Consider the following 17,151-nt stretch of genomic DNA (forward strand, 5'->3'; position numbering starts at 1 on the left):
TCAGTTAAATTCTATTTATTGTTTTGCTTTTTTCTAGGGTGCATAATTTTTCGCCATTTTGCAAATAGTGTTTGCAGAAAAGTGGGAATTTATTTCAAACGCCGCCATCTCGCTGCCGATAAGGCTTCGACACGCCCCTCTATTTCCAGCATCATCATCTGCGCCTGAATGTCCGCTGCTTGCAATTGGCTAAGCGTCACCAGTTCATCCAGACTCATCGGCTCAAACTCCATCAAATCGAGCAGGGGATCAGATTCACTCTCCAGTAGTCCTGCTTCTATATTAGCCGAGGCGGCGGCCTGGTCAGCTTGCAGACTAAACTCAATCAGTGGTGCCAACTCCTCTAGGATATCCTGTGCGGTTTCAACCAGTTTAGCGCCCTGTTTAATAAGTTGGTGACAGCCCTTCGCCAACGAATTGTTAATCGAACCGGGGATCGCAAACACCTCGCGCCCTTGCTCCATCGCTTGTCGTGCAGTAATCAACGAACCACTTTTTAACGCTGCCTCAACCACTAAACAGCCTGTCGCCATACCGCTGATAATGCGATTTCGTCTAGGAAAGTTTTGTGCTAATGGCTTAGTTTGCAACGGATATTCCGAAACAATCACACCCTGCTCGGCAATCTCACGCGCAAGATGTTGATTGGCCGCCGGATAGATGCGATCAATACCTGTGCCTACCACCGCCAGGGTTTTACCTATCCCCTGCAAAGCGCCTCGATGCGCAGCCGCATCAATTCCATGTGCTAAACCGCTGGTAATCGTTAAACCTATGCCCGATAGGTAGCGACTAAAGTCTTCGGCAATCTGCGCCCCCTGACGGGAAGCGTGCCGACTGCCGACTACGGCTAATTGCGGTGCATGTAGCAGACTGGCATCACCACGAACATATAATAATATCGGTGGATCAGCAATCTCTCGCAACAATCCGGGATAGGCCGCATCATCCAGGGTAATAATCTGCTGATCTGGCTGTTGCGCCCAGTTTAACGCCTGTTCAACCAAACTGGGATCCTGCTTAAACACACTGTCAACCAACTTATCACCAAAACGCTCAACCCTTAGCCAATCAGCAGGCTTAGCACTGAGTGCCGTGGTTAAATCACCAAAATGATTTTGCAAACGCGCCAGTTGTTTGGCGGTTAAAAACGCAAGGTGCAAGCGCAACCAATCGCTTAAACTGGGCTTATCGGCAATTTGCTTCATAATTCGTTATAATGGCAAGATATAAAAATCCCAAGTATAAACCTTAAAAGACGAAAATCCTATGCAAAAACTTGATCTTGTCCTTTTTCCCAACCAAGGACTGCGCGAAGTCTGCGCCACCGTTACTGAAATGACTGATGAATTAGATCGCCTGATTGATGACATGTTTTATACCATGTACGATGCACCGGGCATAGGCCTAGCAGCGCCGCAAATTGCAGTTCAGCAGCGCGTTATCGTGGTCGATGTTTCTGAAGGAAAAAACCAACCCTTAGCGCTCATTAATCCTGAAATTGTTCGCAGCGCAGGTCAAATCACTTGGGAAGAAGGCTGTCTATCGCTTCCGGATATCTATGCCAAAGTAGAGCGCCCAAGCGAAATTATTGTACGAGGGATGAACCGCGATGGCAAAAAAGTGGAAATGGAAGCGAATGACTTGCTTGCGATCTGCATCCAACATGAAATTGACCATCTCAATGGACGTTTGTTTGTTGATCATTTATCCCCGCTAAAACGCACTCGTCTTTTACACAAGTTCAAGAAGTTGCAAGCAGAAAAAACAGGTAGTTAATTATGGCTTATCGAATTATATTTGCGGGTACCCCGGTATTTTCTGTAGCACCGCTTCAAGCGCTATTAGATGAGGGACATGAAATCATTGCCGTTTATACTCAACCAGATCGCCCTGCAGGTCGAGGCCGTAAGCTCACAGCCAGCCCAGTGAAACAATTGGCATTACAACATGGCCTCCCTGTTTTCCAGCCGGAAAGTTTGAAAACAGCCGAGGCGCAAGCCGAATTGGCTAAACACAATGCCGATATCATGGTTGTCGTCGCTTATGGTTTAATTCTTCCGCAAGCGATACTCGACACGCCCAAACTTGGCTGCTTAAACATTCACGCCTCTCTACTGCCTCGCTGGCGCGGAGCCGCTCCGATTCAACGTGCAATTGAAGCCGGCGATAAAGAAACAGGCATCACTATTATGCAGATGGATGCCGGCTTAGATACCGGTGCTATGTTGCTAAAAACCCACTGCCCTATTCTTCCGCACGACACAGCGGAGACGCTGCACGACAAGCTTGCAACCCAAGGGGCTCAAGCCATTATTGATGCACTAAAGCAACTTAAACAGCTCGTTGCCGAAAAACAGGATAACAACCAGGCCTGCTATGCAGCCAAATTGACTAAAGCCGAAGCAAAAATTGACTGGAATACCTCAGCCGAGGTCATTCAACGCCGCATTCACGCATTCAATCCTTGGCCTATGGCTTTTTGTGAGTTTGAAGGTCAAAGCCTGCGCATTCTAAACGCCCAAGCGCTAGAAGGACCCGCTCACAATAATGCGGGCGAAATTATCCTATTAGAAAAAGCCGGACTAGATATTGCCTGTGGTCAAGGCCTGCTTCGCATTACCCAGGTGCAACCTGCCGGCAAAAAGCCAATGTCAGCCTATGACTTTGCCTTGTCTCGTAACCTGATAGGTCAGGTTCTTCAATGACGCCTAACGCAAGAGTGAACCCGCGCTTAAGCGCCCTTAAGTGCTTATTGGCAGTCGTTAAGCAAGGCCAGTCCTTAAGCCAAGCTTTACCACAAACTTTTCAGAGCCTCACTGACCGAAGAGATAGGGCTTTTGTGCAAAACTTGGTATATGGCTGCCTGCGCTGGTATGATCGTTTAGCTGCGATTCGTAGTCTTCTGATCAGCAAACCGTTAAAAACAAAGGATGAAGATATTAACCTACTCCTGTTGATGGCGCTTTATCAACTGCTCTATCTCGATACCGCTGAACATGCGGCGGTTTCTGAAACGGTAAATCTTAGCCAAAAATTAAAAAAACCTTGGGCGCGTGGATTATTAAATGGCGTGCTACGTCAATTTTTACGTGAGAAAGAGGCGATCATAAATCAACTACCGCAAACGCTTGAGATCCAAACCGCTCATCCGAGCTGGTTAGTGAAACAGCTACAGAAAATCTATCCTGACCAGCTTGAACAGATTTTAAACCAGAACAACCAGCCTGCGCCCTTATGCCTCAGAGTAAACACGCGTCTTCAAAGCCGTGAATCTCTGCTAAGCAAGTTGGCAGAAGCCGGCATTGAAGCCCATCCTCACCCATTAAGTCCGGTTGGTATCCGCCTTAGTCAGCCTGTGGATGTCAGCCAGCTACCCAGTTTTGAGCAGGGAGGATTTAGTGTTCAGGATATCGCCGCCCAACAAGCAGCACTGATCTTACAGCCGCAAAAAGCAATGCGAATTCTAGATGCCTGTGCCGCGCCCGGAGGAAAAACCTGCCACCTCCTAGAGGCCTGCGACAACCAATCTCAACTGATTGCGTTAGAAAAAGAATCTGATCGTATCGAGCGTTTACATCAAAATTTGGCACGACTGCACTTGTCAGCTCAAACCCAAGTCGCTGATGCTGCTGAATTAACTAGCTGGTGGGATGGTCAAGCTTTTGATCAAATTCTGTTGGATGCACCTTGTTCAGCAACTGGGATTATTCGCCGACACCCGGATATAAAACGTCATCGTCGCGCCGAAGATATCCTGTCACTGACTCAAATTCAAGCTCAATTACTCAGCCAATTATGGCAAACGTTGAAGCCTGGCGGTCAGCTACTCTATGCTACCTGCTCGATCCTCGCGCAAGAAAACAGCCAGCAAATTATGGCCTTTTTGGCAAAAACACCTGATGCGGAACATCAACCGCTTGATGTGAATTGGGGTCAAGGAGAGATAGGCCGTCAAATACTTCCGGGTGAACAGGGAATGGATGGCTTTTATTACGCGCTGTTAAGAAAAAAGACATGCGTTCACTAGCGACTCAGGGGTTTGGACTCATACTCCTTCTCTTTGCCAGCCAGGCCTGGTCGATCGCAGACCAACTCAGCTATCATATTCATCCACCGCAACTCTTGATGAGTGCGCAAGTTGACATGGATTTACCGGAAGAAATTCGTCAAGCGATTGAGCATGAAATCCCCATTCTATTCAAAACCCAGATTCAGCTCGAACAACAAAGCCAATTCCTCTTCTTTCGCTCTCGTCAAAAACAGGTCGATATTAGCTATCTAACCGAATTGAGTTACTCGCACTTTTATCAGCGCTACACCCTTCACAACCTTCGCAACAATAATCGACTTCACTTTAGCAGCCTTGATAATGCTTTGCAGACACTAGGGCGTTTTGACGATTTTTTATTGGCAGATCTCAATCAACTCCACGCGGGCCTTAACTACAGCTTGAAATTAAGAATAAGTGTTGACTGGCTTCAATTACCCGCACCAATCCTGAGCCATGCACTTTTTAACCGTGCTTGGTTTTACAATACCGGCTGGCTGGTCAAGCCGATAGCATTTAGGATAGGCGAATGAAAAAACTGAGAATTAATTTTTTTAATAGCTACGGTTGGTTAATGATCACTACCGGTCTATTACTGGCCGCTCTACTAGTAATGAGCCAAATCATTCAACGTGCGCCTGAGCTGATTGACTACTACCTCGGATTATTAATCTTCAGTCTAGGCGGTATCTTATTGTTGTTTGCACTGCTGATTAAGCAGCTTGTCGAACTCTACCTCCACTATAAACGCAAAACTTCTGGGATTAAAACCACCGTTAAAATCACAGCCAGCTTGATGTTGCTCTTAAGCCTACCGATACTGATTTTATTTTATTTCAGCCTAAGCGTTCTTCACCAAAGCGTCGATCAATGGTTTGATGTTCGTACCAAACAAGCACTGACTGACGCCAGTGCGTTAGTCAAAACAAATTTAGACTATGCCACCCGCGACCACCTGAACAAAACCCTGCAAGCTGAACGCACCATGCGCCCACTACTGACTCAAACGCCTGCTTTTTCTGCCAATGAACTTCGTAATCAACTGGAAGCAAAAGAAGTCGCACTCTACCAGTCCAACGGCCAACTGGTTGCGTTTAGTCATGAGTTTGGCACCGAAATTCTACCTAGCCGTCCAGCAGAAAGTTTGCTTAGGCAAGCACGTCAACGCCTTAACTATGCAGCCATTGAAGCCAGTGATGATTCAGAACATGAAATTATCCGCGTAGTCATCCCGGTGATAGATCCCTTTTTGAATCAGGTTTATCCGCTGCAAGTCATCTACAACCTGCCGGAAAGTATTACACGCTATGCGCACTCGGTGCGCCTTGCAGAAAGTCAATACAATGAGTTGGAATACCTAAGAACACCGCTTAAAACCAGTTTTACACTGATCCTTTCGTTGGTACTGCTGCTTACGCTCGTCAGTAGCTTATTATTTATTATTCAAGCCGCGCAAAATTTAACCCGCCCCATTCGACATCTTGTTCAAGGCACACAACGTGTTGCTCAAGGCGACTACACCACCCAAATGAGTGTCGATCGTAATGACGATTTTGGTGCGCTGATTCAATCCTTTAACGATATGATTAAACAAATAGGAAAAGCACGAAATGAAATCAAAGTCAGCCATCAACAAACCGAAGTGCAGCGTCTTTATTTCCAAGCGGTGATTCGTAACCTAACTAACGGCGTCATTACCCTCGATATGAACCACCGTATTCGTACCGCCAATGATAAGGCAGGCGATATTTTAGGGGTCGATTTACACCAGTACAGTGGCGAACGTTTCTGTGATCTCACGGCCAGCCCGGCAAACCCTCACCTAAATCCTTTTTTCGATGCCCTGATGCCGCGCTTTGAAAAAGCAAGCTACAGCAAAGACACCAAACCCTGGAGCCTTCAGCTCACCCTCAACACCACCGACCAACAAAAAATCATTCTAATTCACGGCTCAACCCTACCAAGCATTGATCAAAAAATAGGCGGTTTTGTTGTCGTTCTTGATGATATTACCGAATTGGTACAGGCACAATTACATGCTGCATGGAGTGATGTTGCTCGTCGCTTGGCACATGAAATAAAAAACCCGTTAACACCGATTCAACTTAGCGCCGAAAGACTGGAATATAAACTCAGTAACAAGCTTGCAGAGGATGATGCGAAACTGCTTAGCCGAATGACGCAAACCATTGTCGAACAGGTTGCCAGCATGCAAAACCTTGTCGATGCCTTTATCGACTTCGCGCATACGCCTGAATTTGAGCGTGAAAAAATCAACCTCAACCAACTGCTAGAAACGCTGGTCCATCTTTACCAAACACCGAATGAGCCAGGAAAAATCACACTAAACCTTGACGCTAGCTGTCCTGCAGTTTATATCGACAGCCATCGTATGCGCCAACTCTTTCACAACCTGATTAAAAACGCATTAGAAGCCACCGAAGACGTCGAGTCACCGTCCATACTGATTGAAACCGACTGTCAAAACCTCAGTGATAGTATTACAATCAAGATAAAAGATAATGGCAAGGGGATTCCAGAGCAAGCCATCAACTGGATATTTGAACCCTACGCTACCGACAAGCCAAAGGGTTCCGGGCTTGGCCTAGCGATTGTTAAGAAAATTGTCGAAGAACATAAGGGTCAGATTGAAATAAACAGCCAACCAAATCAAGGAGCCTGTTTTATAATACAACTGCCTGTTGGCAGCCGATCCACAGAAAACTAATCAGAAAATGGACAGTTTGCATGCAACCTAACGGACAAACCAAACTCCTGATTGTTGATGATGAAAAAGATATTCGTCATCTCATGGAAGAGATTTTCAGCGAAGAAGGTTATCAAGTCAGTTTAGCCGCCAATGGCGTTCAGGCGCGCCAAGCTTGGCGCGACCAAGTACCGGATTTAATTTTTTTAGACATTTGGATGCCTGATATCGATGGATTATCTTTGCTAAAAGAAATGCAAGCCGAACAACTGCTTGAACATACCAGTGTGATTATGATGTCGGGGCATGGAACCATTCAAACTGCCGTAGAAGCGACTCGATACGGTGCCTACGACTTTATGGAAAAGCCGTTATCACTCGCAAAGCTAATTCTTATGGCAGAACGTGCGCTGGAACATAACCGTTTGCAACATGAAAATCGACAGCTAAAAGTACAACAACCAGGCCTGGTTATGCCAATTGGTAATAGCAAACTTATGCGCCAACAACGCGATAACATTGAACGCCTAGCTAAATATACCATGCCGATTCTACTACTGGGTGAAACGGGAAGTGGTAAAGCCTTCTTTGCTCAAGCCTTACATCAAATGAGCCCTCGTAAATCTCAACCCTTCACCAGCTTGTCGGCTGACAAACTCAACAATGAACTGGAAGATTGGTTAGGTTCGCTCACTGACGACAAGAACATAGTCGGCAAAATAGAACAAACTAAAGGCGGTACCCTCGTTATTAGCCATGTTGAAAAGCTATCACCCGACAGCCAAGCGTGTCTAGCTGACCTCCTTTTCCATCAAGCTTATCGTCGCTGCGGTTCGGACAAACTCCATAATATCGACTTGCGGATTGTATGCAGTAGCCAAGCAGACCTTGAGAATGAAGTCAGTGAAGGTCGTTTCAGAGAAGACATATTCAAGCGACTAAATGTCATGCCTTTAATCATGCCCGCTTTACGCCAACACAATGAAGACCTACCTGATTTAGTCCATTTTTTTGTCGATCAATTCGTACAGCATGATGGATTAACGCGTCGTAAATTCCCAGAACAAACACTACGACAGCTCAAGCAATACAGCTGGCCTGGCAATCTTCGCGAGTTAAAAAATCTTATTCAACGCCTACTTATTTTGGGAAAAACACCCGATGTTAACGAAGAAGAAATAAGCCTTGCACTAAACCAAACTGCGCATCAATTTTTTAGCGCTGCTCACATTGATACCAGTGTTGACCTGAAAACGGCAAAAGAACGTTTTGAAGCCAGCTATTTAAAACAGTTACTGCGAGAAACATCAGGGAACGTATCTGAAGCCGCTAAACGTTCAGGCGTAGAAAGAACCCATCTCTACCGCAAACTCAAAACGCTAGAGATAGATCCAAAAGATCCGATATAAGGAAAACCCATGAACATTATTATCCTTGGCGCAGGCCAGGTCGGTTCGTCTTTGGCCGAACTGCTTGTAAATGACAATAACGACATTACAATTGTTGATTTAGACAATGCCAGCTTACAGCGGCTACAAGACCGATTAGACATTAATACCGTGCACGGTCATGCCTCGCACCCTGATGTGCTGATTCAGGCCGGGCTTGAATATGCCGACATGTTGATTGCCGCAACACAAAACGACGAAACTAATATTTGTGCTTGCCAAATTGCGCATATTTTATTTAAAACCACCACCAAAATTGCACGGGTGCGCGGTTCAGGATATTTACAGCATCCTGAATTATTCAACCGTGAATACAGTACCGATGCGATTCCAATTGATGTGTTAATCAGCCCGGAGGGTTTGGTAACTGACTATATTCTTCAACTCATCAGCTATCCCGGATCTTTACAAGTCATCGACTTTGCTGAAGGGCAAGTGCGTTTAGTAGCAATGCGCGCTCATAACGGCGGGCCTTTAGTTGGCAAAAAAATTGCCGAACTCAAACAGCACCTACCCAACCGAGTTGGTTTTAGAATCGTTGCAATTTACCGCCAAGATGAAGTGGTCATGCCCACCGGTGAAGTTACGATCCGAGTGGGTGACGAGGTGTTTTTTATCGCTGAACCCCGCGACGTTCATTTAATCGTAGAAGAATTTCGTCGCGAAAAACAAAAAAAAGCACGTAATATCATGATTGCCGGTGGTGGCCACATAGGTTTCAACCTCGCAAAAAGTTTAGAAAAAAATCACCAGGTTAAAATTATCGACCACAACATTGGTCGAGCTCGTGAAATTGCCGAAGTGCTGGAAAAAGCCATTATTATTCATGGCGATGTGTCCGATAAGGACTTATTGATTGAAGAAAATATTGATGAAATTGATTTATTTGTTGCGGTGACCAACCGTGACGAGGCGAATATTATCTCTGCGATGCTGGCAAAAAAACTTGGCGTACGCCGTGTAATTGCATTGGTCAACAATCAGTCTTACCTTGAACTCATTCATCTTAACTCGATAGACATTGCGATTTCTGCTGACCGTATTACCACCAACAATCTGTTGCACTATATGCGTCAGGGCGATACCGTGCGTGCGTTTACCCTTCGCCGCGGAGCCGCAGAAGCAATGGAAATTATTGTCCACGGCAGTGAAAACAGTTCCAAGTTGATTGGTAAAACCCTAATAGAAATTGATTGGCCGCATGACATAACGATTGGCTGTATCGTACGTGATAACAAAGTGCTGTTTGCTCATCGTGACTTGATAATCGAAGCTGAGGACCATGTGGTGCTATTTTTAACCGATCGCAGTCGTATCGACGAAATCACTCAACTCTTTATGCCGGAAGAACGCCGTTCTTGGTTAAGCTGAAGCGAGATCTGAACCATGCAAGCCAAAATGATTATCAAAATTCTTGGGCTGTTATTAATGCTTTACAGCCTAAGCCTGCTCCCCCCCATTACCATTGCATTGATTTATCAAGATGGTGCGCTATGGGCATTTGTTGCGGCAATGATGTTGACCTTAGCCATTGGCCTAGCACTTTGGACACCAAATCGCAGACATAAACGTGATTTAAAAATTCGTGATGGCTTTATCGTTGTCGTGATGTTCTGGACTGCACTCGGTCTTGCAGGTGCGCTACCCTTTATTCTTGAAGAAGAAGTGCCCATCAGTATTAGTGATGCAATATTTGAATCCTTCTCAGGTCTCACCACCACCGGCGCAACGGTTTTAAGTGGTTTAGACGCCATGCCGCATGCAATTTTATGGTACCGTCAACAGCTGCAGTGGTTAGGCGGAATGGGGATTATCGTCTTGGCCGTGGCGATTTTACCGATGCTTGGTATCGGGGGTATGCAGCTTTACCGTGCCGAAATGCCTGGCCCAACCAAAGACAATAAACTGGCACCGCGTATCTCTGAAACCGCCAAGACCCTATGGGGTATCTATCTTGCACTCACCATCATTTGCGCTACTGCCTACTGGATGGCTGGAATGAGCTGGTTTGATGCGATTGGCCACAGCTTTTCCACGGTCGCGATTGGCGGGTTTTCTACCCATGATGCCAGTATTGGTTATTTCAACAGTGCGGTGATTGAGGCGATTGCGATCTTCTTTATGTTTTTAGCCGGCGCTAACTTTGCATTGCATTTTCGTGCCTTTCGCTCACTTGAAGCCAAACCCTATTTATTTGATCCAGAATTTCGCACCTATACGCTTGTGCTATTAACTGGAGTTGTGATTAGTACCCTTTATCTCTATTCACAACAAGTCTATGATACCCTGCTTGAATCCTTACGTTATGGCGCATTCATGACAGTATCGATTTCAACCACGACAGGGTTTGGTAATGCGGATTTTGCGATGTGGCCCGGTTTTTTACCGGTCATGTTGATTTTTATGAGTTTTATCGGCGGCAGTGCAGGTTCCACCGGCGGCGGCATCAAAGTTATTCGCTTCCTGCTACTGCTTAAACAAGGCGTGCGAGAAATTCAACGTCTAATGCACCCGAATGCATTGATGCCGGTTAAGCTCAATGGCCGTGCAATTTCCGAAAGAGTCATGTCTTCAGTCTGGGGTTTCTTTGCGCTCTATGTTGCTACATTTGCTGTGATAATATTGGCGTTGATGATGCTGGGGATGGATCAAGTGACCGCATTTTCTGCAACTGCGGCAACGCTAAACAACCTTGGACCAGGACTGGGTGAAGTGGCTGCAAACTTTGGCGGTATTAGCGACCCACAAAAATGGATTTTAACCCTGTCGATGCTACTTGGACGACTTGAAATCTTTACGTTACTAGTGATCCTAACCCGCACCTTCTGGCGCGCGTAAGGCAACAAATGCTTTGTTAGCTTTGAACCACAGAGATCGCGAAGAACATAACCGTTCTTCGTGGTTAATTTAAATGTGTTTTCCCTGAGGTTTGTCTTGATTTTCAGCCGCCGAATTTTGTTTTGTTGACTCTGTTGAGGTATTGTTGGTCGGTTCTGGACCTTCGTCATCAAATAGAATCCGATGCCCGGCACCATCTAGGTCATCAAACTGGCCTTTTTTTGCCATCCAAATAAACATCGCGACAACTAGACTACCAACAATCAACACCAATGGGATAGTAATATAAATAATTTCCATAAGCTATTTCCTATTTTTAATTCGATCCGCGTAAAAACTTCGTATCCGCATCGCATTTAAAATCACCACTAAACCACTTAAAGGCATGGTAATCGATGCCATTAGGGGGGTTAGCATCGCCGCCATGGCCAAAGGTACCATCGTGACATTGTAACCAATCGATAAAGCAATATTTTCTTTAACCGTTTTTAACGTACGTTGCGACAAGTCTAATGCCGTATCAATCGCAATCAGTTGATTATGTAACAAAACAATATCGGCTGAATCCATCGATACATCGGTACCACCGCCTAGCGCAAAACCTACATGCGCGCGACTCAACGCAGGCGCATCGTTAACACCATCACCGACCATCGCGACTTTTTTACCTTGCTGCTGGAGTTTTGCAATCACATCGGCCTTATCTTCCGGTAAAACTTCAGCAATCACATCAATATCACCCAACTGCGCTGCAACGGCACGCGCAACACTATAACGATCACCACTTAACAGGGTAATCTGTTTACCACGTGCTTGCAGCTTTTCAATCAGCAGCCTAGCATCATCGCGCAATTCATCTTCAATCGTCAGTACAGCAATAGCTTGTTGATCGGTCGCTAACCAAACACCGGTACGCCCAAGCTCGGCTTGCTGTTGCTCAAAAAGCTGTAATTCATCTGATAAAACTATATCAAATTGTTTTAGCCAAGCCGCCGTACCTATTCGGATGAGCTGCCCACCACACTGGGCACTCACACCACGACCGGGTTCTGCCTTAAAATTTTGTATGCTACAGGACTGCTGACGCCAATTAGGCTGCCTTAGTTCAACCCCATCTACAATCGCCCGTGCTAAACTGTGTTCTGATTTTTGCTCAATATAAGCGAGTTTTGTTAACCAGGCCTGCTGATCAAATCCTTCTAGCCATTGTTGATCGACCCATTTCATTTGACCTTTGGTGAGCGTACCGGTTTTATCAAATACAAAATGATCTATCTCATTCAGCATTTCCAACACCACACCATTCTTCACCAAAATCCCATTGCGTGCCGACACACCAGCGGCAACCGCCATCGCCATCGGTGTCGCCAAGCCTAGAGCACAGGGGCAAGTAATAATCAACACCGCCGTTCCAGCCATAATCGCCACTTCAATACCGGCTTGAAAAAACCAAAATACAAATGCGATAACGGCCAACGTAATAGTTGCAGTAACAAACCACGGCATAATCTTTTCAGCGGTACACTGAATTGTTGCCTTAGAGCCCTGTGCATCTTCAACCAAATGAATAATCCGTCCGAGCCGTGTATTCTCAAGGGTGTTTTCAACTTCAATCAGCAAAGAACCGTCAAGGTTTATAGTACCGGCTGACACAACCAGGCCTGGTTGTTTAAATACCTCACGCGATTCACCACTTAACATCGACTCATTGACATTGCCTTCGCCTTCGACAACACGCCCATCAACTGGTAGTTTATCGCCGGGTTTAACCATCACGCGCTCACCGACTTTTAGCAAACGAACTGGCACAATTTGCTCTTGACCTTCTTGCCATTTTCTTGCCATTTTCGGCTGAAGATCCATTAAGCGTTTGGTTGCATCTAAGGCTTTGTTTTTAGAGATGGCTTCAAGATACCGTCCGACCAACAGTAAGAAAGTGAGATCAATAATGGTCGCAAAAAAGGGCTGCCCACCTTGCTCTGGCGTCAACATCGCATAAACTGAATAGAAATAAGTCACGAGCAGACCCAGTGCGATTGAACTATCCATACCGGGGGATCTGGCTTTTATATTTTGCCATGCGCCTTTAAAAAAAGGCTGGGCTGAGTAGATGAGGGTCACGCTGGCAATAAGAAACAGCATGAAATAAAAGTACCCGGTATACTCACCATCATCCCTTGCACCAGTATATAGTGCGACTGAAAACCACATTGCATTCATCAGCGCAAAACCTGCAAACCCCATGCGATAAAGCAAGTCACGGTTGGCCTTTTTATATGCTTTCTCGCTCTCCTCAGCATCATAGGGTCGGGCATCATAGCCTATTTGATTGAGCTGCTTAAGAATTTCAGATAGCTTTATTTTACGATTATCCCATCGCAGTTTGATTTGCTTATTGGTGAAATTGACATTGGCATAGGTGATGCCTTGAATTTTTGCCAGTGAGTGCTCTATCAGCCAGATACAGGCCGCACAATGAATAGAATCTGACATCAAGGTTATTTGTCGTTGATCAGACAGTTCTTTGACATATTGCGACTGGACTTCATCATAGTCAAAGAATTCCGAACCCTTAATAAGCTCTGGGGCTGGCGCAACCGGGCGTTGCGTATCCGGAGAAAGTTTGTAGAAACTTTCTAAACCGGAATCATGAATGACTTCACAAACAGATGCACAGCCATGACAGCAAAAACCTCGCTCTGTACCTTTGATATTGCGATCAATGCGTTCAGATGGCTTGATCTCTTGACCGCAATGATAGCATTGCGCCATAAACTAAACGGGGTCTTGAACCATGATGGAGCGACCCACACTGTATTTTAAATCGCCCTGTACGACTTCCAGAATAAAGTCCCACTTACCTTTTAACGGTAGCATAAATTCAGCACTATACTTTCCAGAAGAACCTAGATTCTGCAATTCAATATAACCGTCAAGGTTACGATCAGAAGGGCGGTAATAATAAAGAATAGCCGAATCTACATTAAATAAACGATTATCCTTGTCTTTTATTTCAAGCGTAATGGTTTCAGATTTACCCTCAGACATAATAGGCAAGTCTATCCCTAACTGCCAACCCATTTTTTCCATTTCAATGCGTCGAGCAATAATAGCACCGTGGTTTTTACCTCGCTCATAATAATCATCTACCACCAGCCCTGGTGCCGTTGTAATGGCCATACTGATCATAAAGGCATTAACCATAACAACAGTTAATAAAATCCCAAACCAAAAAATAACCAGTGGATTTTTCCAGGCTACACTCCAGTCACGTCTATCAATTTTTTCTGTACTCATACTGTTCTACCTATCTTACGGCTAACAAGCAAAAAAACCCTCTGCAAGAGGGTCTTTGATTATAACAAATTTAAACAAGGAGACTGCATACTATTTAGGTGCATGGAAAACGCTTCGATAGCGATCTGTAATTTGACCATTATTTTGATCCGTCACCACGATATCTATTGGCAATGAATCAGTACCCACTTTATTACGTGGAATTCTAACCAACAGCGAGACAGAACCTACTGTTCCGGGCGACACATCCGCAATCCGATCCGCTATATAGAACAAATCATCATGGCCAAACACTTCAACTTTAGCGCTAATCAACTCATTTGATTTGTTCACAATTTTAACTTCATATTTATTCTGAATCGTACCATCACTCATTTGCACAAACAGCGGTGAACGATCTTTTAGTACGGTTACGTCCATCGGTGCCATATTCGATAAACCCCAAATTAAGGCTGCTGCCGCAATGGTCATAATCGACGAATAGACGATGACACGGGGTCTGCGCCAAATAGGTGGCAATGCTTTACCGGCAAATTCATTAATCGCTGCATAACGAATCAGACCTTTTGGTTTTTTAACCTTATCCATTATTTCATCACAAGCATCAATACATAAACCACAGGTTATACAACCAAACTGTTGTCCCAATCGTATATCTACACCGGTAGGACATACATCTACACACATCCTACAATCGATACAATCTCCCAATACCGGTGCCTCTTCACCTGGTTTGGGTCGTTTGGCACGTCCACGTGGTTCACCACGGTCACGGTCATAAGTTGGCATAACCGTTTCAGTATCTGTCATAGCACCCTGAATACGCGAGTAAGGACAGAATCCCATACATACTTGCTCACGCATAAAACCAGCGGTAAGATAGGTTAAAAGCCCCAGCACGGCAATAACAGCTAGTTCAATACTACCCAATTGAAAACTAAGTAATCTAGCCCAAAGTTGAAAGGCATCGGTAAAATAGGCCACAAAACTAAAGCCAGTCATAAACGAAATTAATATCCAACTAATATGCTTAGGCAGCTTAATTTTAAACTTAGAAAAGCTCATTGGCTCAGCATCTAGCTTGATTCGTTTTGCAGGACGACCTTCAAATTTCTCTTCTAGCCAAGTAAAAACGTCAACCCATACCGTATGGAAGCAGAAATACCCGCACCATACACGACCGGCTATCGCCGTGGATGCCGCCAGTAACAAAGCAAAAAACAACAAAATCATCGCCAGCATCCAAATATCTTGCGGAAGGATCGTTAGGCTAAGAATATGAAATTGACGCGCACCCAAATCCCACAAGATCGCTTGAGACCCATCCCAACGCAGGTATGGCCCCACAAACAATATGATCCAGAAAGAAGCAGCCAGCCACTTAAATGTCCTAAACTTCCCTCCTGTTCTTTTAGCGTGAACAGTTCCGCCGGTATGTAGGGGAAGAATCTCCACACCAATATCGTCGAGGGTTCTTGATTTAACCTCTATGTCATCCAGCACAGAACCTGTGTGAATTTTAGGGCGATAAATTTCTTTGTTTGGGTCAGCCATTAGTAGTCCTTTTTATGAGTTTTTATTATTAAGTCGTATTTTATATCTTATTGATGACAGTGAAATACAAAAGAATTTATAACTACCCATAAATAAAAATAGGCCTATGAATAGACCTATTTTTATTTATGGCTCAGCAAAAGAATTAGTCTTTTTTAGAATCCATGTTTTTGAATAACTTCCAACCAAAAGCAACGGCAGAAACAATACTAAACAAAACTGCCAAAATTGATGCCCAAAGCACCCAATCATTATTTAATTCGCCACCCATAGTGAACTCCTTTTGCCTTAGTTTAATAACCTGACATTTTTAAAATGTCAGGTTATGTGATGCCTAGACTATTGACCACCACCCAACTGGTGAACATAGACTGCTAAACGCTTGATGTTAACTTCTGCATCAGGAAGACGCTCTTTAAATGAAGGCATGACTGCTTCACGTGTACCTGCTACCTGTTGCTGGCCTACACCATACTTAATAGTATAGATATAAGACTCTAATGTAGATGCCTGTAAGTTACCTGGGACACCTTGGAAGCGGAAAATACCATCTGCTAGGTTTGATGCACCATTTGGCGCAAGTGGTTTTCCAGTTGGGCCATGACACGCCATACACATACCCGCACCATTGTAGATCGCCTTTCCAGCTGCAAATTCAGGATTATCACCGTCACCAGTAGACAAGGCTAAAGAATACTCTGCAACCTGAACAACCTGCTCATCGGTAAGGTTACCCATCATGCCACGTGCCGGCATATTACCTACACGACCATTGATCATAGCCGCTTCAATTTGCTTAACAGTACCGCCCCACTGCCAATCATCGTTGGCCAGAATAGGGAAGTTAGGGTTACCCGCACCACCCCAACCGTGACAAGCCATACAATAATCACCAAACAATACTTTTGAGGTATTTACCGCATAAGCACGCAAATTATCATCAGCTAAAATCTCGGTAACATCCAAGGTTCTTAATTGCTCCTCTTCAGCCGCAAAAGTACGTTGACGCCAAGCTTCCAGTTGACCCTTACTCTCTTTATACTCTTCAATTGCTGTCCAGCCAGCCAAGCCCTTAGTATGGCTGTCTGCCAAAGGAATAGCTGGGTAATAAAGTGCATAAAAAATAATCATTACAAAACCGGCGTAAAACGCCAGCATCCACCAGAGGGGTGGTGGATTATCCAATTCACGGATATCCTCATCCCAAATGTGTCCAGTATTGCCTTCATCAGGCCATGGATTATGTTGTGCCATAC

Annotated in this window: 15 protein-coding genes; 8 read left to right on the plus strand and 7 right to left on the minus strand. The window is 44.9% G+C overall.

The annotated features are described in order from the left end of the window. Positions 1-89: 89 nt before the first annotated feature. On the minus strand, positions 90-1,208 hold the full coding sequence (dprA, locus tag JX580_RS10310; RefSeq protein ID WP_248850455.1) for a DNA-processing protein DprA: 1,119 nt from the start codon (positions 1,206-1,208) through the stop codon (positions 90-92). A gap of 61 nt (positions 1,209-1,269) precedes the next feature. Between dprA and def the strand changes: the two genes are divergently transcribed. The 8 genes from def to JX580_RS10350 are packed head-to-tail and all read left to right on the plus strand — an operon-like array spanning position 1,270 to position 11,044. Then, complete coding sequence (def, locus tag JX580_RS10315; RefSeq protein WP_248850456.1) at positions 1,270-1,779, plus strand: peptide deformylase; 510 nt, start codon at positions 1,270-1,272, stop codon at positions 1,777-1,779. 2 nt (positions 1,780-1,781) lie between these two features. Next, positions 1,782-2,708 (plus strand): methionyl-tRNA formyltransferase, encoded by a 927-nt coding sequence (gene fmt / locus JX580_RS10320; RefSeq protein WP_248850457.1) that lies wholly within the window; start codon positions 1,782-1,784, stop codon positions 2,706-2,708. Then, positions 2,705-4,030 carry a 16S rRNA (cytosine(967)-C(5))-methyltransferase RsmB gene (gene rsmB, locus JX580_RS10325; RefSeq protein WP_248850458.1) on the plus strand — a complete coding sequence of 442 codons (1,326 nt, stop codon included), beginning with the start codon at positions 2,705-2,707 and terminating at the stop codon, positions 4,028-4,030. The genes fmt and rsmB overlap by 4 nt, the downstream gene beginning before the upstream one ends. Beyond that, positions 4,018-4,584 (plus strand): DUF4390 domain-containing protein, encoded by a 567-nt coding sequence (locus JX580_RS10330; RefSeq protein WP_248850459.1) that lies wholly within the window; start codon positions 4,018-4,020, stop codon positions 4,582-4,584. Before rsmB ends, JX580_RS10330 begins: the two co-directional genes overlap by 13 nt. Further along, on the plus strand, positions 4,581-6,779 hold the full coding sequence (locus tag JX580_RS10335) for a sensor histidine kinase (protein WP_248850460.1): 2,199 nt from the start codon (positions 4,581-4,583) through the stop codon (positions 6,777-6,779). Before JX580_RS10330 ends, JX580_RS10335 begins: the two co-directional genes overlap by 4 nt. 20 nt (positions 6,780-6,799) lie before the next feature. Then, positions 6,800-8,167 carry a sigma-54-dependent transcriptional regulator gene (locus JX580_RS10340; protein ID WP_248850461.1) on the plus strand — a complete coding sequence of 456 codons (1,368 nt, stop codon included), beginning with the start codon at positions 6,800-6,802 and terminating at the stop codon, positions 8,165-8,167. 9 nt (positions 8,168-8,176) lie between these two features. Next, the gene (gene trkA, locus JX580_RS10345) at positions 8,177-9,577 is read left to right on the plus strand and encodes a Trk system potassium transporter TrkA (RefSeq protein ID WP_248850462.1); all 1,401 of its coding nucleotides are present in this window, start codon (positions 8,177-8,179) and stop codon (positions 9,575-9,577) included. A 15-nt stretch (positions 9,578-9,592) separates the two neighbouring features. Further along, the gene (locus tag JX580_RS10350; protein ID WP_248850463.1) at positions 9,593-11,044 is read left to right on the plus strand and encodes a TrkH family potassium uptake protein; all 1,452 of its coding nucleotides are present in this window, start codon (positions 9,593-9,595) and stop codon (positions 11,042-11,044) included. 69 nt (positions 11,045-11,113) lie between these two features. Here the strand turns inward: JX580_RS10350 and ccoS are convergent, their stop codons facing one another. The 6 genes from ccoS to ccoP form a co-directional block, all read right to left on the minus strand. Continuing rightward, positions 11,114-11,344 (minus strand): cbb3-type cytochrome oxidase assembly protein CcoS, encoded by a 231-nt coding sequence (gene ccoS / locus JX580_RS10355; protein WP_248850464.1) that lies wholly within the window; start codon positions 11,342-11,344, stop codon positions 11,114-11,116. Positions 11,345-11,347: 3 nt separating this feature from the next. Continuing rightward, positions 11,348-13,816, minus strand: a complete 2,469-nt coding sequence (locus JX580_RS10360; RefSeq protein ID WP_248850465.1) for a heavy metal translocating P-type ATPase — start codon at positions 13,814-13,816, stop codon at positions 11,348-11,350. A gap of 3 nt (positions 13,817-13,819) precedes the next feature. Continuing rightward, the gene (locus tag JX580_RS10365; protein WP_248850466.1) at positions 13,820-14,341 is read right to left on the minus strand and encodes a FixH family protein; all 522 of its coding nucleotides are present in this window, start codon (positions 14,339-14,341) and stop codon (positions 13,820-13,822) included. A 90-nt stretch (positions 14,342-14,431) separates the two neighbouring features. After that, positions 14,432-15,895 (minus strand): cytochrome c oxidase accessory protein CcoG, encoded by a 1,464-nt coding sequence (ccoG, locus tag JX580_RS10370; protein ID WP_248850467.1) that lies wholly within the window; start codon positions 15,893-15,895, stop codon positions 14,432-14,434. A 145-nt stretch (positions 15,896-16,040) separates the two neighbouring features. Beyond that, on the minus strand, positions 16,041-16,166 hold the full coding sequence (locus JX580_RS11945) for a hypothetical protein (protein ID WP_283103591.1): 126 nt from the start codon (positions 16,164-16,166) through the stop codon (positions 16,041-16,043). Between the two features lie 68 nt (positions 16,167-16,234). Beyond that, on the minus strand, positions 16,235-17,149 hold the full coding sequence (ccoP, locus tag JX580_RS10375; protein WP_248850468.1) for a cytochrome-c oxidase, cbb3-type subunit III: 915 nt from the start codon (positions 17,147-17,149) through the stop codon (positions 16,235-16,237). Positions 17,150-17,151: the final 2 nt, after the last annotated feature.

This window comes from Thiomicrospira microaerophila (assembly GCF_023278225.1).
Classification (GTDB): Bacteria; Pseudomonadota; Gammaproteobacteria; order Thiomicrospirales; family Thiomicrospiraceae; genus Thiomicrospira; species Thiomicrospira microaerophila_A.

What these genes read in the sequence shown, in the direction of transcription:
- trkA (WP_248850462.1), top strand. Translation starts at nt 8,177, where the DNA reads ATGAACATTATTATCCTTGGCGCAGGCCAGGTCGGTTCGTCTTTGGCC.
- JX580_RS10360 (WP_248850465.1), bottom strand. Translation starts at nt 13,816, where the DNA reads ATGGCGCAATGCTATCATTGCGGTCAAGAGATCAAGCCATCTGAACGC.
- dprA (WP_248850455.1), bottom strand. Translation starts at nt 1,208, where the DNA reads ATGAAGCAAATTGCCGATAAGCCCAGTTTAAGCGATTGGTTGCGCTTG.
- rsmB (WP_248850458.1), top strand. Translation starts at nt 2,705, where the DNA reads ATGACGCCTAACGCAAGAGTGAACCCGCGCTTAAGCGCCCTTAAGTGC.
- def (WP_248850456.1), top strand. Translation starts at nt 1,270, where the DNA reads ATGCAAAAACTTGATCTTGTCCTTTTTCCCAACCAAGGACTGCGCGAA.
- JX580_RS10340 (WP_248850461.1), top strand. Translation starts at nt 6,800, where the DNA reads ATGCAACCTAACGGACAAACCAAACTCCTGATTGTTGATGATGAAAAA.
- ccoS (WP_248850464.1), bottom strand. Translation starts at nt 11,344, where the DNA reads ATGGAAATTATTTATATTACTATCCCATTGGTGTTGATTGTTGGTAGT.
- fmt (WP_248850457.1), top strand. Translation starts at nt 1,782, where the DNA reads ATGGCTTATCGAATTATATTTGCGGGTACCCCGGTATTTTCTGTAGCA.
- JX580_RS10365 (WP_248850466.1), bottom strand. Translation starts at nt 14,341, where the DNA reads ATGAGTACAGAAAAAATTGATAGACGTGACTGGAGTGTAGCCTGGAAA.
- ccoP (WP_248850468.1), bottom strand. Translation starts at nt 17,149, where the DNA reads ATGGCACAACATAATCCATGGCCTGATGAAGGCAATACTGGACACATT.
- JX580_RS10330 (WP_248850459.1), top strand. Translation starts at nt 4,018, where the DNA reads ATGCGTTCACTAGCGACTCAGGGGTTTGGACTCATACTCCTTCTCTTT.
- ccoG (WP_248850467.1), bottom strand. Translation starts at nt 15,895, where the DNA reads ATGGCTGACCCAAACAAAGAAATTTATCGCCCTAAAATTCACACAGGT.
- JX580_RS10335 (WP_248850460.1), top strand. Translation starts at nt 4,581, where the DNA reads ATGAAAAAACTGAGAATTAATTTTTTTAATAGCTACGGTTGGTTAATG.
- JX580_RS11945 (WP_283103591.1), bottom strand. Translation starts at nt 16,166, where the DNA reads ATGGGTGGCGAATTAAATAATGATTGGGTGCTTTGGGCATCAATTTTG.
- JX580_RS10350 (WP_248850463.1), top strand. Translation starts at nt 9,593, where the DNA reads ATGCAAGCCAAAATGATTATCAAAATTCTTGGGCTGTTATTAATGCTT.